The following is a 1,371-nucleotide window of genomic DNA, read 5'->3' on the forward strand; positions in this document are numbered from 1 at the left end:
GGGTCTGTACGGTCACTGGTGTAACTCCCGAGCTGGAAGCGACAGTTGATGACTGACGTGGTGAGTGACACCAAGGCCCCGGAGGTGCCCGTGGACGAGGTCGTGGACGACGCCTTGATCCAGCAGCTGATGGCCCGTGCAAAGGACGGCGGGATGAAGCTGGCTGGCGAGGGCGGTCTGCTGCAGCAGCTGACCAAGAAGCTGCTGGAGTCCGCCTTGGAGGGCGAGATCACCGACCACCTGGGCCACGAGAACGGCGAGCGGGCCGAGGACGGGCGAAGGGAGAACTACCGCAACGGCCACCGAGCCAAGACCGTGACCACCGAAATCGGCACCGTCGAGATCGAGGTGCCCCGGGACCGGGCCGGCACCTTCGAGCCGATGATGGTCAAGAAGCGCCAGAAGCGCCTTGCCGGTATCGATGAGATGGTGCTGTCCCTGTCCGCGAAGGGCCTGACCCACGGCGAGATCTCCGCCCACCTGGCCGAGGTCTACGGGGCAAACGTCTCCAAGCAGACCATCTCCACCATCACCGACAGCGTGGTCGCGGGGATGACGGAATGGCAGAACCGGCCGCTCGACGCGGTTTACCCGGTCGTCTTTATCGACTGTGTGAACGTGAAGATCAGGGAGGGGCAGGTCGCCAACCGGCCCGTCTACATGGCCGTGGCGGTCACTGCCGAGGGCCACCGCGACATCCTCGGCCTGTGGGTCGGCGACGGGGGCGAGGGCGCGAAATATTGGCTGCAGGTGCTGACCGAGATCAAGAACCGCGGCGCCGCGGACGTGCTGATGCTGGTCTGCGACGGGTTGACGGGGTTGCCGGACGCGGTCAATGCGGTCTGGCCTGCGACGATCGTGCAAACGTGCGTCGTTCACCTGTTGCGCAACTCGTTCAAGTACTGCGGGCGGCAGGACTGGGAGAAGATCGCGCGTGGACTGAAGCCGGTCTACACCGCGCCGACCGAGGAGGCCGCGCTGGAGCGGTTCATGGAGTTCGCCGAGGTGTGGGGGAAGAAATACCCGGCGATCGTGCGGTTGTGGGAATCGTCCTGGTCGGAGTTCGTGCCGTTCCTGCGGTTCGACGTGGAGATCCGCCGGATCGTGTGCACCACCAATGCCATCGAGTCGATCAACGCCCGTATCCGCAAGGCTGTGCGCGCCCGTGGGCACTTTCCGACGGAGCAGGCCGCGCTGAAGTGCGTGTATCTGGCAGTGATGAGCCTGGACCCGACCGGGACAGGACGGCGGCGCTGGGCGATCCGGTGGAAGCCAGCGCTGCAGGCGTTCGACATCACCTTCGACGGACGGCTCTCGGCCGCCCGCCGCTAGAACCCGACAACCGAGTTACACCACTGGCTGGACACACCC

The 1,371-nt window shown here is 65.6% G+C and carries 1 protein-coding gene; it reads left to right on the top strand.

The genetic code is table 11. The features are described from left to right. Positions 1-48 precede the first annotated feature (48 nt). Entirely contained in the window at positions 49-1,332 is a 1,284-nt protein-coding gene (locus tag ABT009_RS47360; RefSeq protein ID WP_351309680.1) for an IS256 family transposase, read from the top strand. Positions 1,333-1,371: the final 39 nt, after the last annotated feature.

It is taken from the genome of Streptomyces sp. NPDC002896 (assembly GCF_040295225.1).
Taxonomy (GTDB): domain Bacteria; phylum Actinomycetota; class Actinomycetes; order Streptomycetales; family Streptomycetaceae; genus Streptomyces.

Coding starts and splice junctions, on each gene's coding strand:
- ABT009_RS47360 (WP_351309680.1), top strand. CDS start 49: ATGACTGACGTGGTGAGTGACACCAAGGCCCCGGAGGTGCCCGTGGAC.